Source organism: Lysobacter changpingensis, assembly GCF_017308985.1.
Classification (GTDB): domain Bacteria; phylum Pseudomonadota; class Gammaproteobacteria; order Xanthomonadales; family Xanthomonadaceae; genus Lysobacter_J; species Lysobacter_J changpingensis.
In genome coordinates, this window is sequence record NZ_JADWPE010000002.1 from 111,147 (window position 1) to 125,045 (window position 13,899).

At 69.3% G+C, this 13,899-nt stretch carries 11 protein-coding genes; 9 read left to right on the plus strand and 2 right to left on the minus strand.

The annotated features are described in order from the left end of the window. Nucleotides 1–56: 56 nt before the first annotated feature. The 8 genes from I4U41_RS02215 to I4U41_RS02250 are packed head-to-tail and all read left to right on the plus strand — an operon-like array spanning nucleotide 57 to nucleotide 9,342. Nucleotides 57–1,418: an outer membrane beta-barrel protein gene (locus tag I4U41_RS02215; protein ID WP_206859375.1), complete on the plus strand. Its 1,362-nt coding sequence runs from the start codon at nucleotides 57–59 to the stop codon at nucleotides 1,416–1,418. Next, entirely contained in the window at nucleotides 1,384–2,589 is a 1,206-nt protein-coding gene (locus I4U41_RS02220; protein ID WP_206859376.1) for a glycosyltransferase, read from the plus strand. Before I4U41_RS02215 ends, I4U41_RS02220 begins: the two co-directional genes overlap by 35 nt. A 15-nt stretch (nucleotides 2,590–2,604) precedes the next feature. Then, nucleotides 2,605–3,774 carry a glycosyltransferase gene (locus I4U41_RS02225; protein ID WP_206859377.1) on the plus strand — a complete coding sequence of 390 codons (1,170 nt, stop codon included), beginning with the start codon at nucleotides 2,605–2,607 and terminating at the stop codon, nucleotides 3,772–3,774. Next, entirely contained in the window at nucleotides 3,755–5,116 is a 1,362-nt protein-coding gene (locus I4U41_RS02230; protein WP_206859379.1) for an O-antigen ligase family protein, read from the plus strand. Before I4U41_RS02225 ends, I4U41_RS02230 begins: the two co-directional genes overlap by 20 nt. Next, nucleotides 5,113–6,153 carry a polysaccharide deacetylase family protein gene (locus I4U41_RS02235; protein WP_206859380.1) on the plus strand — a complete coding sequence of 347 codons (1,041 nt, stop codon included), beginning with the start codon at nucleotides 5,113–5,115 and terminating at the stop codon, nucleotides 6,151–6,153. The genes I4U41_RS02230 and I4U41_RS02235 overlap by 4 nt, the downstream gene beginning before the upstream one ends. Nucleotides 6,154–6,175: 22 nt before the next feature. Beyond that, a complete protein-coding gene (locus I4U41_RS02240; RefSeq protein ID WP_206859382.1) occupies nucleotides 6,176–6,940 on the plus strand; it encodes a polysaccharide deacetylase family protein in 765 nt (254 codons plus the stop codon). After that, on the plus strand, nucleotides 6,937–8,085 hold the full coding sequence (locus tag I4U41_RS02245; protein ID WP_206859385.1) for a glycosyltransferase: 1,149 nt from the start codon (nucleotides 6,937–6,939) through the stop codon (nucleotides 8,083–8,085). The genes I4U41_RS02240 and I4U41_RS02245 overlap by 4 nt, the downstream gene beginning before the upstream one ends. A 9-nt stretch (nucleotides 8,086–8,094) precedes the next feature. Further along, entirely contained in the window at nucleotides 8,095–9,342 is a 1,248-nt protein-coding gene (locus tag I4U41_RS02250) for a glycosyltransferase family 4 protein (RefSeq protein WP_206859387.1), read from the plus strand. Between the two features lie 124 nt (nucleotides 9,343–9,466). Here I4U41_RS02250 and I4U41_RS02255 read toward each other — a convergent pair whose 3' ends face one another. Continuing rightward, on the minus strand, nucleotides 9,467–10,222 hold the full coding sequence (locus I4U41_RS02255; protein WP_206859389.1) for a YdcF family protein: 756 nt from the start codon (nucleotides 10,220–10,222) through the stop codon (nucleotides 9,467–9,469). Nucleotides 10,223–10,339: 117 nt separating this feature from the next. On the opposite strand from I4U41_RS02255, the gene I4U41_RS02260 reads away from it, so the two are divergent. Continuing rightward, nucleotides 10,340–12,184, plus strand: a complete 1,845-nt coding sequence (locus tag I4U41_RS02260) for a right-handed parallel beta-helix repeat-containing protein (protein WP_206859391.1) — start codon at nucleotides 10,340–10,342, stop codon at nucleotides 12,182–12,184. Nucleotides 12,185–12,400: 216 nt separating this feature from the next. Here I4U41_RS02260 and I4U41_RS02265 read toward each other — a convergent pair whose 3' ends face one another. Beyond that, a complete protein-coding gene (locus I4U41_RS02265; protein ID WP_206859392.1) occupies nucleotides 12,401–13,897 on the minus strand; it encodes an oligosaccharide flippase family protein in 1,497 nt (498 codons plus the stop codon). Nucleotides 13,898–13,899: the final 2 nt, after the last annotated feature.

The following is a 13,899-nucleotide window of genomic DNA, read 5'->3' on the forward strand; positions in this document are numbered from 1 at the left end:
AGCTTCGGCACCCGCGGCTTCAGGACCGTCCGGCCACAAGACATCAGGGAGATCGAATGGCCAGCGCAAGAATCCAACCGGTCGCAGGGCCATCCCCGCGATCCGCGCTCTGCATCGGCCTGCTGGCCGCGCTTCCCGCGATGCTGCCGCACGCCGCGCGCGCGGCGCAGATCAATTACTCCATCGGCGGACGCGTCGAGCACAGCGACAACATCGCGCTGACGCAGACCAATCCGCAGGAGGAAAGCACGCTCGCCACCGACGTCGCCTTCGACCTGACCCAGACCGGCCGCAACACCACGCTGGCCGCGAGCGGCGGCGTGGAATACCTGTACTACACCGGCGACCTGTTCGACGACGACGTGCGCGCCTCGCTGGTGGGCACGTTCAACTGGAACACCTGGCAGGACCGGATGAAGGTCATCATCGAGGACTACGCGAACTACGAGCCGATCGACGTGCTCGCCGCCGATGCGCCCAACAACCAGCAGCAGGTGAACGTGTTCGTCGCCGGCACGCAGTTCAACCTGCGCCCGGGCGATGCCACCCGCGTGCGCGTGGATCTTCGCTACAACAACTACTGGGCCGAGGAAAGCGACGATTTCAACGGCGATCGCTACAACGCCGCCTTCACCCTGTGGCAGGAACCCGGCCCGACCACGCGCATCGCCTTCACCGTGGAAGGCAGCGAAGTGCAGTACGACCAGGTGAGCCTGGACACGCTCGGCGCCGATTACCGCCGCCTCGACAGCTACCTCACCTGGAACCGCAACCTCGCCAACATCGACCTGGAAGTGCGCGCGGGTTACTCGTGGGTCGAACTCACCGACTACAACACCAAGGACGACGCGCCGCTGTTCCGCACCGTGCTGACCTGGCGGGCGACCTCACGCAGCACGCTCGACATGGGCGTGTACTACCAGTTCTCCGACGCCGCGCAGGAACTGATGACCAACGCCGTCGATCCGACCGCCAGTCCAACGGCGCCCGGCGGCGCGCCGACGCCCGATCCGACCGACGTCACCATCGGCCCGGACCTGTACCGCCAGCGCCGCGTCGACGTGGGCTACCGCTACAACGGCGAACGCCTCGACGCCAGCATCCGGCCGTACTACGAGGACAACGACTACATCGACCCCACCGCCGAGAGCGAAGGCAGCTACGGCATCGGCGTGGGGCTGAGCTGGGCGATCACGCCGTCGCTGTACCTCAACGGTTCGGTGTCGGCGGGCTTCCGCAGTTTCGACAGCTTCGACCGCGACGACGACGACTTCTCCGTTTACATCGGCATGACGAAGATCCTCACCCGCCACTGGAGCCTGGGCTTCGACCTGCGCCACCAGGAACGCGACAGCAACGCCAACGAAGCGAGCTATGACGAGAATGCCGCCATCTTCAGCGTTCGCTATACCCGCTGAGCCGCGCGCCCTCGCGCGCGTCGCCGACGAGCGCATCGCGCTGCTGCTGGTGACCGACACGCCGGTGCTCGCGCCCGGCGGCAGCGAACGGTTCCTGCAGAACCTCGCCACGCGCCTGCCCGCGGATGCGTACCGCATCACGCTGGTGCAACTGCACGAACAGTCGATGCCGGGCAACCACGGCCGCCAGCTGTTGAAGCAACCGCACCTGCGCATGCTCTCGCTGCCGGTGCATGCGGTGTACGACCGCACCGGCCTGCGCGCGTGGCGCGAACTGTCGGCGATGCTGCGCCGCGAGCGTTTCGACGTCGTGCAGTCGCAGCACGAGAAGGCCGACGTGCTCAACGCGCTGCTTCCGCGCCGGCCCGGGACGGTGCACATCTCCAACCGGCGCGACATGGGCTTCAAGAAGAGCCCGAAGCTGCAGCAGGCGTTCCGCTGGCTCAATCCGCGCTTCGATACGGTGGTGGCGCCGGCGCGGCAGATCCTGTCCGGGCTCGCGCAATGCGAGAAGCTCGACGCGTTGCGCATGACGTGGATCCCCAACGGCGTGGACACGCGCCACTACGCGCCGGCGCCGTTGCAGCGCCGGCTCGACACGCGCGCGGTGCTCGGGCTGGACGCGGACGCCATCGTGTTCGGCTGCGTCGCGCGCATGCAGCCGGTGAAGCGCCATGTCGACCTGCTCGACGCCTTCGCCAGCGTGCGACGCAACGTGCCGCAGGCGCGCCTGCTGCTGGTCGGCGACGGCCCGGACCTGCCGATGATCCGCGCCCGCATCGCCGGGCAGGGCCTGGTCGAGGACGTCCACCTGCTGAGCTTCCGCGACGACGTCGCCGATCTGCTGCCGGCGATGGACGCGCTGGTGCTGTGCTCCTCCAGCGAGGGCATGTCCAACGCGATCCTCGAGGCGATGGCATGCGGCCTGCCGGTCGTCGCGACCGCGGTCGGCGGAAACCTGCACCTGGTGCAGCACGAACAGACCGGGTTGCTGGTGCCGCCGCTGGATCCGATCTCGCTGGCCGCGGCGCTGCAATGGCTGGCGCAATCGCCGCATGCGCGCCGGCGCATGGGGCTGGCCGCGCGCACGCGCATCGAGCGCGAGTTCTCGCTCGACGCGATGGTGCTCGCGTTCGACCGCCTGTATCGCCGCCTGCTTGGACGCGATTGAGGCCGCGAGGACGCCATGAACGAATCGCGCCCCTTCGTCCTGCAGGTCCGCTCGAGCGCCGGCTTGTATGGCGCCGATCGCGTGGTGCTCGCGCTGAATCGCGCGCTCGATCGCGGCGGCGCACGCAGCCGCCTTTTGAGCATCAACAACTACCGCATGCACGAACAGGCGCTGCACGACGTCGCCTCCGCGACCGGCCAGGACACGGTCCTGCTGCCCTGCCGTGGCCGCGTCGATGCGGCCACCATCGGCGCGATCGCCGCGCAGATCGGCGCCACGCGCGACCGCGCCGGCACGCCGCCGGTCGTGCACGTGCACGACTACAAGAGCGCCTTCTACGCCTGGCTCGCCACGCGCCGCGAACATCACCTCGGAAAGCCCGCGCCGCTGGTCGCCACGCTGCACGGCTGGGTCGAATCCTCCGCGTCGCTGCGCCTGTACACGCAGCTGGAACTCGCGCTGCTGCGCCGCTTCGATGCGCTGGTGGTCGTGGCCGGCGAGCAGGTCGACCGCCTCGCGCGTGCCGGCGTTCCGCGCGCGCGCATCCGTCACATCGACAACGGCATCGATTGCCCGGTGCGCGATGAAGCCGGCGCCGCGATGCTGCGCGCGCAACTGGGCCTTTCGCCGGGCTCGCGCGTGTTCTCCGCCGTCGCGCGGCTGTCGAGCGAGAAGAACATCGCGATGCTGCTGCGCGCCTTCGTTCCGGTCGCCGCGCGCCATGCGGACGCCGTGCTGCTGGTCGTCGGCGATGGCCCGCTGCGCGAGGAACTCGAAACGCTGGCGACGCAGCTCGGCATCACGCAGCGCGTCCGCTTCCTCGGCATGCGCCACGACATGCCGGCCGTCCACACGCTCACCGATCACCTCGTGCTGCCCTCGCTCACCGAAGGCATGCCGCTGGTGGTGCTGGAAGCGATGGCCTGCGAAGTTCCGGTGATCGCCAGCGCCGTCGGCGACATCCCGCGCCTGCTCGCACGCAGCGCGCATGGGCGCACCGTTCCGCCGGGCGATGTGGTCGCCCTCGAGATGGCGCTGGACGACGCGATGAGCGCACCCCGTGTCCGCGACACCGTGGCGCGCGATCACGTGCGCGAACGCCACAGCGCGCAGGCGATGGCGGCCGAGTACCTGGCGCTGTACCGCGGACTGCTGGAGAAACGCCATGCGCGGCGCGCATCCTGACGCTGGTGGATCGCGATTCCCGCTCGCGGCGCGTGCGTTGCGCGGCGCGATGCCGGCCGGCACGCGCACGCGCCTGCCCGTGCTTCCGGGCGCACCGAGTGCCGCGCGGGCGAGCGCCCGGCCGGCGACCGCACGCGCGCCGCGCAACTGGCCGCTGTTCGTGTTCCTGATCCTGCTGCCGCTGCAGAACATCACCGCCGGCTATCTGCCGAACATCGGCGGTGGGTTGAACTTCCTCAACCTCATGTTCCTGGTCTCGCTGTTCACCGCGATGGCGCAGGGCGGGAAGCTCGCGCCGAACGAGCCGGTGAACACGTGGACGGCGATCTACGCGATCTACATGACGCTGTCGATGCTCATCGGTTTCCATTTCGTCAACGAGCCGACCAACCACTTCAACCAGCTCAAGGACCACATGGTCGGGCTGTTCGTGGTGTACGTGGTGCAGATGAGCGTGCGCGACTGGAACGGCGTGCGCATGGTGGTCCTGGCCACGCTGCTGCCGCTGCCGTACATCGCCAAGGTGGTGTGGAACCAGCACCGCAGCGTCGCCAGCACGCACTACACCGACGACCTGCGCATCAGCGGCACCTTCGCGCTGCTCGGCGCCAACGAGTTCGCCGCGTTCTGCGTGACCGTGGCGGTGGTGCTGTTCGCGCTGCTGCTCGCGTGCCGGCTGTCGCGCAAGTGGAAGCTGCTGCTGCTCGGCGGCATCGGCTGCATGATCGTCGGCGTGCTGTACGCCTACTCGCGCACGGCCTACATCAGCCTGATCATGGGCATGGTGGTGGTGATCCTGGTCTGGCGCGGACGGATGAAGCTGATCCTGCCGCTGTGCCTGGCGGTCGTGGTGCTGCCGGCGGTGCTTCCCAAGTCGGTGGTCGAACGTTTCGACAGCACCACGGTGGAGGAAGGCAAGCGCGACGAAAGCACCGAGCTGCGCATCGAGTACTGGAAGATCGCGTGGTCGAACTTCGTACGCAATCCGGTGGTCGGCACCGGCTACCACACCTTCCACCATCGCGAGATCAATCCCTACGGCCGCGACACCCACAACCTCTACATCCGCATGCTCAGCGAAGGCGGCGTGCTCGGCGCGATCTCGCTGCTGGGCATCCTGCTGGCGGTGCTGAGGACCTCGTTGCGCGAGGTCGCTCAGGCGCGCACCGGCACCTGGCGCTACGCGCTGGCCCTGGGAATGATGGGCGCCTGGGTGTCGATGATCATCAGCAACCTGTTCGGCGACCGTTTCACGTATTACCCGGTGATCGCCTACTTCTGGGCCTATGTGGCCCTGGTCGTGAAGGCGCGCCACCTGCCGCCGGAGGATTCCACGCGATGACCGTCCTGCTTCGCACCTGGGTGCGTTACTGCCTCGCATTGTGCAGCCATTACAGCGGGCTCGATGGCCTGTACCGCAAGCTCAGCGGCGCGGGGCTGGTGATCCTGATGCTGCATCGCCTGCGCGACGACCACGACCCCTACCCCTTGAGCGTCTCGCGCACGCAACTGCGGCAGATGCTCGCGTGGCTGCGCGCGCGCGGCGCGCTGGTCGGGCTGGACGACGGCCTGCGCGAACTCTCGCCCGAGCGCGCGCAGAAGACCCGCTATGCGCTCACCTTCGACGACGGCTATCGCGACAACCTCGGCCTGATCGACGCGAACCTCGGCGGGCCGGTCCCGGCGGTCGTCTACGTCGCCACCGGCCACATCGGCGGCGAACCGATCTGGGCGTACCGCCTCGTGCACGCGGTGGAATCGCGCAGTCGCGACCAGATCGACCTCGGCGGCCTGGGGCTCGGACACTTCGACCTGTCGCTCGCCGACGATCGCCATCGTCTCTACACGCTGCTGCCACCGCGCCTGAAAACGCTGGAACCTGCCGAACTGGAAGCGTGGGTCGACCACGTCTGCGAGCAGGCGCGTCCGCGCCCGCTGCCGCACGAGGATCGCGAGATGCTCGACTGGAACGACGTGCGTCGCCTGGCCGACGGCGGCATCGAGATCGGCGGCCACACGTGCAGCCACGCGATTCTCAGCCGCCTCGACGACGCCGCCGCTGGCGAGGAAATCGGCCTGTCGCGCGCGAGCATCGCCGCCGAACTCGGGCACGCGCCGCGCCATTTCGCCTATCCCAATGGCGGCCGTACCGATTTCGGTGAACGCGACGCGCGCCTGGTGCGCGACGCGGGTTTCGCCACCGCGACCACGTCGATCGAAGGCGTGAACCGTCCCGGCGCCGATCCCTACCGCCTGCTGCGCTTCAACGTGCACGAAGCGCGTTTCCGCGCGCCGTCCGGGCGCCTGTCGAAGGCGCTGTTCTTCAGCGAGACCAGCGGCATGCTCGGCTGGCTGCGCGGACTGCGCGCCGCCGCATGAGACCCGTGGCGAGGGCATCGACATGAGCGCGCTTCCCATCCTGATGTACCACGGCCTGCACCGCGAGACGTCCTCGCGCGGGCGTTTCGATCCGGTGTACAGCGTGCATCCGGAGATGTTCGCGCGGCAGCTCGACTGGCTGGTGCAGCAGGGCCATCGCGCGCCGTTGCTGGAAGACGCGCTGTCGGGTTCCGGCGATGCACGCGACGTGATCATCACCTTCGACGACGGCGACGTGTCCAACGTCGAGATCGCGCTGCCGCTGCTGCTCGAACGCGGGCTGCGCGCGGAGTTCTTCGTCACCACCGACTTCATCGGCCAGTGCGGCATGCTCGCGCCGGACGACATCCGCCGCCTCGCGGCCCACGGCATGGGCATCGGCTCGCACGGACGCACGCATGCGTTCCTGTCGGACCTGGACACGACCGACCTGATGGCCGAACTCGACGACAGCCGCTGCCGGTTGCAGGCAATCTGCGGCCGGCCGATCGATTCGCTCGCGCTGCCCGGCGGTCGTGGCGGCGAGCGCGAACTGAACGCAGCGCAGCGGCTCGGCTACCGGCATCTGCTCGGCTCCGTGCCGGGGCCGAACCGGCGTCGTCGTGGCGATGCGTGGCTGCAGCGGTTGCCGGTCACGCGCACGCTCTCGCTGGACGATTTCGCCGCGCTGGTGCACTGGCGCGGATTGCCGGCACGCTGGATGCAGGCACGTCACGCCGCGCTCGCGCTGCCCAAGCGCGTGCTCGGCAACGACGGCTACCAGCGTTTGCGCGAGCGCCTGCTGTGAACGCCGCGCTGCTGTTCTGGTCGTGCATCGCGCTGGTCGCCTGGGCGTACGCGGGCTATCCGCTGTTCACGGCGTTGCTTGCGCGACGCTATGGCGACGCGCCGCTGCACGATCCGCGCGGCGGCGACGATGACGAATGCGAACCGATGACCGTCGTCATCGCCGCCTTCGACGAGGAAGCGCGCGTCGCCGCGCGCATCCGCGACATCCTCGACCAGGACTACCCCGCCGACAGGCTGCAGGTACTGGCGATCAGCGACGGCAGCCGCGACGGCACCGCGCGCGCCGCCGCATCGCTCGGCGACGATCGCGTGCGCGTGCTCGATCTGCCGCACAACGTCGGCAAGGCGGCGGCGCTCACCCTGGGCATGCGCCAGGTCGACACGCCGCTGGTCGCCTTCACCGATGCACGGCAACGCTTCGCACCGGGCGCACTGCGCGCGTTGGCGGCGCCGTTCGCCGATCCGTCCATCGGCGCGGTGAGCGGCGAGCTGGTGATCGCCGCCGCCGATCACGGCACCGGCGAAGGCGTCGGACTGTACTGGCGCATGGAAAAACGCCTGCGTTCGGACGAAGCGAAGCTGGGGTGGCTGCATGGCGTCAGCGGCTCGATCCACGCGATGCGCCGCACGTTGTTCGTGCCGATTCCCGCGAACACCGTGCTCGACGACATGTGGATGCCGCTGCAGGTGCTGCGCTCGGGCCATCGCGTGTGGATGGCGCGCGAGGCGCTCGCGTTCGACCGGGCCAGCCACAGCGTGGACGAGGAATTCCAGCGCAAGCTGCGCACGCTCGCGGGCAACTGGCAGCTGATCGCGCGCCTGCCGTGGCTGCTGGACCCGTTCGCGAACCCGGCGTTCTTCGCGTGGTTCTCGCACAAGTTCCTGCGCCTGCTGGTGCCGTGGGCGTTGCTGGTCGCGCTGGCGGCGTCCGCGTTCGCGGAAGGCGCCCTGCATCGCATCGCCTTCGGCCTCCAATTGCTCGCCTACGCGGGCGCGCTGGGTGGACTGGTGTTGCCGCGCGTGGCCGCGCGATTGCCGTTGCTGCCGGCGGCGAGCAGTTTCGTGATGCTCAACTTCGCCGCGCTGTTGTCGCTTCCCGCGTCGCTGGCGATGGACCCGGCGCGGCTGTGGAAGAAACACTGAGGACGCACGATGGCCCGCATCCTTGCCGTGACCAGCCGCCTTCCCTTCCCGCCGCGCGAAGGTCACCAGCTGCGCGCGTGGCACGTGCTGCGCGCGCTCGCATCGAAGCACGAGGTGACGCTGCTGAGCTTCCAGCGCAAGGACGATCTCCCCGACGAAGCCGCGACGCTGCACGCGGCGATGGCGCGCGTGGAAACCTTCCGCATTCCCGGCGAACGCTCGCGTGGCGCGCTCGCGCGCGCGGTGCTGCGCGGCACGCTCACGCCGACGCCTTTCCTCGTCGCCAAGTACGACTCGCCCGCGCTGCGCGCGCGGCTGAGCGCTCTCGCGCGCGATGCCGATCTGGTGCACTTCGACATGCTGCCGCTGATCGCGCACGCGGACTGCGTGCCCGACGGCGTGCCGATCGCGCTGAACGCGCACAACGTCGAGCATCGCCTGCTCGCCGCGCGCGCCGGGATCGAAACACGACCGTGGGCGCGGCGCTTCCTTTCCGGCCAGGTCGACAGGCTGCAGGCGTTCGAGCGTCGCGCCTGCGAGCGCGCCGACGCGGTGCTGGCGTGCTCGCAGGTGGATGCGCAGGGGCTGCGCGAACTCGTGCCGGACTGCAACGTGCACGTCGTCGCCAATGGCGTCGATCTGGAAACGAACCGCCCCGCCGCGCACGCGCCGGATGCGGAACGGCTGGTGTTCGTCGGCCAGATGGGCTGGTTTCCGAATCGCGATGGCGTGGACTGGTTCCTGCGCGAGGTGTTCCCGCGCATCCTCGCGCGCCGCCCGACGGCGCGCTTCGAACTGGTCGGCAAGGCCGAAGGCTTCGATGTTCCCGCCAACGTGCGCGCGAACGTCGACCTCGCCGGTTTCGTCGACGACCTGCGTCCGCACGTGCACGACGCGTCGGTCTACGTCGTCCCGTTGCGCGCGGGCAGCGGCACGCGGCTGAAGGTGCTCGAGGCGATGGCGCTGGGCAAGGCGATCGTCACCACTACCATCGGCAGCGAAGGCATCGCGCTTCGCCATGGCCGCAGCGCGTTGTATGCGGACGATGCGGAGGCCTTCGCCGAATCCGTGTTGTCGCTGCTCCAGTCCCCGGAGCGCACGACCGCACTCGGCATCCAGGCGCGTCGACTGGCGGAAGACGAGTACGGCTGGGATGCGATCGGCACGCGGCTGCTGCGTGCGTACGAGCCGTTGCTGGGCGGGAACCTGCGGCCGGTGCGCGCGGCTGCGGCGACGCTGGGGGCGGTGGAGGCCTAGCGCAACCCCGCGTTCGCCATTTCTCCTGGCCGTTGTAGCCCGGGTAAGCGAAGCGCACCCGGGGCGCGGCCACTTCTCCAACCCGGTGCGCTTCGCTTGCCCGGGCTACAGAAGCCAACCACGACTATCGGGCCGACAAACCAGGCCCACGCCCCCGCGCCCGCCATCGATAACTCACCACCCCCATCACCTCATACAGCGCCACCTGCGTCTTCTGCATCGCCGACAGCTGCGGCAGGAAGTACCCGACGCTTCCCATCGGCACATACGCCGAATCGCTCGCCACCATGCACGGCACGAAGCCCGCCGCGCGGAACGCCACCGCCGCGCGCGGCAGGTGCGTGGCCGAACTCACCACGCGCACGCGCGCCGGCAACGTGCCGCGCAACGCCATCGCGCTTTCCCAGGTGGTGGTCGATTGCGCTTCCTCGCGCAGCCACTGCGCCGGCACGCCCCAGTCCTGCGCGAGCCGCGCGAGCACCGCCGCCTCGCTGATCGCGAACGGCCCGCCGCCGGCGATGGTCATCGTCACCGGCGCGCCACGGCGCCACAGTTCGACGCCGCCCCGCAGCCGACGCCAGCTCGACGGCGTCAGCGCGATGTAATCGTCGTGCGCGCGTGGTTCGTCCTGCAGGCCACCGGCGAGCACCACGATCGGCGCCTGCGCATCCCGCGCATCGCAGCGCGCCTCGCGGGGAACGCCGCCTTCGACCATGCGGATCAGCGTATTCGCGCCCAGCGGCGTGCACAGCAGCACGATCGCGATGCCCGCGATCGCCAGCACCACGCGCCACCACGCGCGGGCCCGCGCCCACGTCAGCCACGTGGCCGCCATCCACAGCAGGGCCCAGGTCATCGGCGAGAGCAGGAGGGAGTGCATGGCCGGCGCAGTCTTGCATGAACGGGCCATGGGCGCGAGGCGGCCGAACATGCGCGCGCAACGCGTTCTCCACGGTAACGGGCCCTGCCCGATCCCTCCCCCGCGCCGGAATCCGACATGGCCATCCTGCGGCTTCGTCCCCTCGCCTTCGCCCTGCTGCCCGCGTGCGCGCTAGCCGCGATGGCGATGCCCGTGCCCGCGTTCGCCGACACGTACTACGTCCGCACCGACGGCGGCGACGACGAACAGTGCAACGGTCGGGCCGACGCGCCGTATCCCGGCAGCGGCAGCGGCGTGGACTGCGCATGGCGTCATCCGAACTACGCGTTGCCGACCAGCGATCGCCCGCGCATCGACGGCGGCGACACGCTGATCATCGGCCCGGGCGAATACATGATCGGCTGGGAATCGCCAGGCCTTTCGACGAAAAGCACGCGCTGCGATTCGAGCGCGCCCTACGACTGCTATCCGGCCGCGCCGCCGAGCGGCACGCCGCAGGCGCGCACGCGCATCCTCGGCGCGGGTTTCGACAGCGGCTGCAAGGCGCCACCGAAACTGTGGGGCACCAACCGCGTGGACCTCGTCCTCAACCTGCAGGACGCCGACAACGTCGAAGTCGGATGCCTCGAGATCACCGACAAGAGCGATTGCGTCGAATTCCACGCGAACGACGCCGTGCGTTGCGAGCGCGACTCGCCGCCGTTCGGGCAATGGGCGTCGATCGGCATCGGCGCCAAGCGTTCGAAGAACGTGTGGCTGCACGATCTGGACATCCACGGCCTGTCGGGCCGCGGCATCATGGCCGGCGGCCTGCGCGACTGGACGATCGAACGCGTGCGCATCCACGCCAACGGCTGGGCCGGCTGGGACGGCGACGTGGGCGAAGGCGAGAGTTCCAACGAAGGCGACATCGTGTTCCGCAACGTGGAAATCGCCTGGAACGGCTGCGCCGAGCGCTGGCAGACCGGCGAACCGTTCGCGTGCTGGGCGCAGGAGGAAGGCGGCTACGGCGACGGCCTCGGCACCGGCCGGACCAACGGCCACTGGCTGGTGGAAGATTCGCGCATCCACCACAACACCTCCGACGGACTCGATCTGCTGTACACCGACGAATCGAAGACCGCCACCGTCGTCGTGCGCCGCGTGTACGCCGCGGCGAACGCGGGCAACCAGGTGAAGACCGCGGGGAACGCGCTGGTCGAGAACTCGGTGATCGTCGGCCAGTGCGCGTACTTCCACGGGAAATACGACATGAGCGACGGCGACATGTGCCGCGCGTACGGCAATGCGTTGTCGGTCGGCGTCGGTCCGAAACAAACCGCGACCGTGCGCCACAACACCATCACCGGCGAAGGCGACTGTCTGATCCTCACCGCCGGGGGCAACGCGAGCTCGCGCGTGGAAATCCAGAACAATGCGCTGATCGGCCAGAAGGACGTCACCGCCAGCGACGGCGACATGCGCAGCTGCGCGCATTACGCCGACAAGAGCACGGCGGTGGTGAGCTTCGAAGGCAACGCGTTCTGGAACGTCAAGGACGACATGTGCCCGGCCGGCAACGTGTGCGGGCGCGAGCCGAAGCTGGCGAGCATCGAGCTTTCGACGTTCGATCCGATGCCGCTCGCGGGCAGCCCGCTGATCGACCGCGCGACGCAGCAGACCAGCGTGACCTCGGATTTCCTGCGCCAGTCGCGGCCGAAGGGCTCGGCGGCGGACATCGGGGCGGTGGAGTTCCAGGACGGCCAGGCGGGCGCGCCGACGGTGGGCGCGCCGGCCGCGGGTGCGCCTGCCGCGCGGGAACCTGGCTCGCGTGCGGAAGATGCTGCGATCGACGACACGACCGGCGCAGCGGCGCCGAAGCAGTCGTCGACGTGGATGATCGGCACGCTGGCGGCGGCTTCGTTGTTGACCGCCGGCGTGGCGGCGGCGCTGCGGAAGATGCGGGGGCGGAAGACGGCGTGACGAGGGCATGCCTGCGCCGATGACCTGCACGCTCATCGGAGTGGCGCTCCTGTAGCCCGGGTAAGCTCTTGTAGCCCGGGTAAGCGCAGCGCACCCGGGGAGCGCGGGGCGCCTCCGACCCGGGTGCGCTTCGCTTACCCGGGCTACAACAGCAGCAACAACGGCATAACGCCGACACCAACAACAAACAGCAACAGCAACGACAACTCCAAGCCGCTACCCCGCCACCCCCTCCCCCACCCGCCGCTGCACCGCGCGCAGCTTCGGATGCAGCATCCCGCGCAGCCGGGCGTCCAGTGTCAGCAGCACCAGCAGATACGGCCCGCCGATCAGCATTCCGCCGACCAGCATCCGCTGCCAGCCGGGGCGCAGCGACAGCTGCAGCGTGAGCCATTCACCGGCGAGCGCCGCCAACGCCGCGACCGCCACCGTTCCCAACGTGCGTCGATCCGGGAACTGGCGCAGCGCGGGATCCACGAGCAGGCATGCCGCCACGCTCGACACCGTCGAACTCACCAGGGTCGCGTACGCCGCGCCCATCACGCCGTACGCGGGAATCCACAGCAGGTTGAGCAGCGAGTTCACCGCCACCGCCAGGCCCATCAACGCCAGCACCGTCTTCGTGCGCCGTTCCAGCACCAGGCCGAAGCCGCACACCAGCACCACCGGCAGCACCGCGTTCATCGCGCCCATCCACTCGAAAACCGGGCCCGATCGCGACTTGTCCGCGCCGCTCAGCGCGATGATGAGGTCCGTGCCCAGGCACCACAGCAACATCGCGACGCCGATCGCGGCATAGGTCATCGGCACGAGCATCGTTCGCTTGAGCGCGCGCACGGCCGCCGCGCCGTCGGTGGTGAACACGCGGTTGGCCGCCGGCGTGAACGACTCGAACACGGTGAGGTTCATGAACATGTGCACCTGCATTGCCAGCGCCGCGCCGACGCTGTAGATGCCCACCACCGCGAAATCGCCGGACAGGCTCTTGAGCATGATGCGATCGATCGACACCAGCGCGACGGCGAGGATCTCCGTCGCCACCAGCGGCATGCCGTACGCGAACGACTGGCGAAGCTCCGCCGGATCCATCGAGCGTCGCGCGAAATGCAGGTGCCGCCGCGCCCACGCGAGGTAGAACACCATGCCGATCACCACCGCCAGCAGCTTTCCGCCGTACGCCGCCGCGGCGGTGTGCTGCACGGCGAGCACCGCGCCGAGCATCAGCGCCAGCTGCAGCCACCGCCACGCCACGCGCGTGAGCATCACCGTGCGCGACTGCTCGGTCACGCGCAGCACGGTTTCCACCAGGCTGGAATAGACCAGCATCGGCGTCATCACCAGCGCCATCCAGAACACCGGCGCATGCCCCTCGCCGGTGACGTAGCCGTGCACGATCACGATCGCGCCGACCAACGCCCACAACGCCAGCGAGCCGATCATCGGCAGGTAGAACAGGTTGGTGGCGAACGAACGCATGCGCGCGTCGTCACCGCCGTGCGGATAGAAGCGCTGGATCGAATGCTGCGCGCCGAGCTTGGCAACGGCCACCGCCATCAGCACCCAGGTTTCGTAGTAGCCCAGGATGCCGTACTGCGTGTTGTCGAGCAGCCGCGTGAGCAGCGGGAAGGACACCAGCCCCGCCATCATCACCAACAGGTTGGCGGTGGAATAGCGCAGGTAATGCCGGGCCAGGCCGGGCGTGGACGCGGTCATCG

Bases quoted from the DNA above. Each gene is read 5' to 3' on its own strand.
- I4U41_RS02215 (WP_206859375.1), top strand. From the start codon at position 57: ATGGCCAGCGCAAGAATCCAACCGGTCGCAGGGCCATCCCCGCGATCC.
- I4U41_RS02220 (WP_206859376.1), top strand. From the start codon at position 1,384: ATGCCGCCATCTTCAGCGTTCGCTATACCCGCTGAGCCGCGCGCCCTC.
- I4U41_RS02225 (WP_206859377.1), top strand. From the start codon at position 2,605: ATGAACGAATCGCGCCCCTTCGTCCTGCAGGTCCGCTCGAGCGCCGGC.
- I4U41_RS02230 (WP_206859379.1), top strand. From the start codon at position 3,755: ATGCGCGGCGCGCATCCTGACGCTGGTGGATCGCGATTCCCGCTCGCG.
- I4U41_RS02235 (WP_206859380.1), top strand. From the start codon at position 5,113: ATGACCGTCCTGCTTCGCACCTGGGTGCGTTACTGCCTCGCATTGTGC.
- I4U41_RS02240 (WP_206859382.1), top strand. From the start codon at position 6,176: ATGAGCGCGCTTCCCATCCTGATGTACCACGGCCTGCACCGCGAGACG.
- I4U41_RS02250 (WP_206859387.1), top strand. From the start codon at position 8,095: ATGGCCCGCATCCTTGCCGTGACCAGCCGCCTTCCCTTCCCGCCGCGC.
- I4U41_RS02255 (WP_206859389.1), bottom strand. From the start codon at position 10,222: ATGCACTCCCTCCTGCTCTCGCCGATGACCTGGGCCCTGCTGTGGATG.
- I4U41_RS02260 (WP_206859391.1), top strand. From the start codon at position 10,340: ATGGCCATCCTGCGGCTTCGTCCCCTCGCCTTCGCCCTGCTGCCCGCG.
- I4U41_RS02265 (WP_206859392.1), bottom strand. From the start codon at position 13,897: ATGACCGCGTCCACGCCCGGCCTGGCCCGGCATTACCTGCGCTATTCC.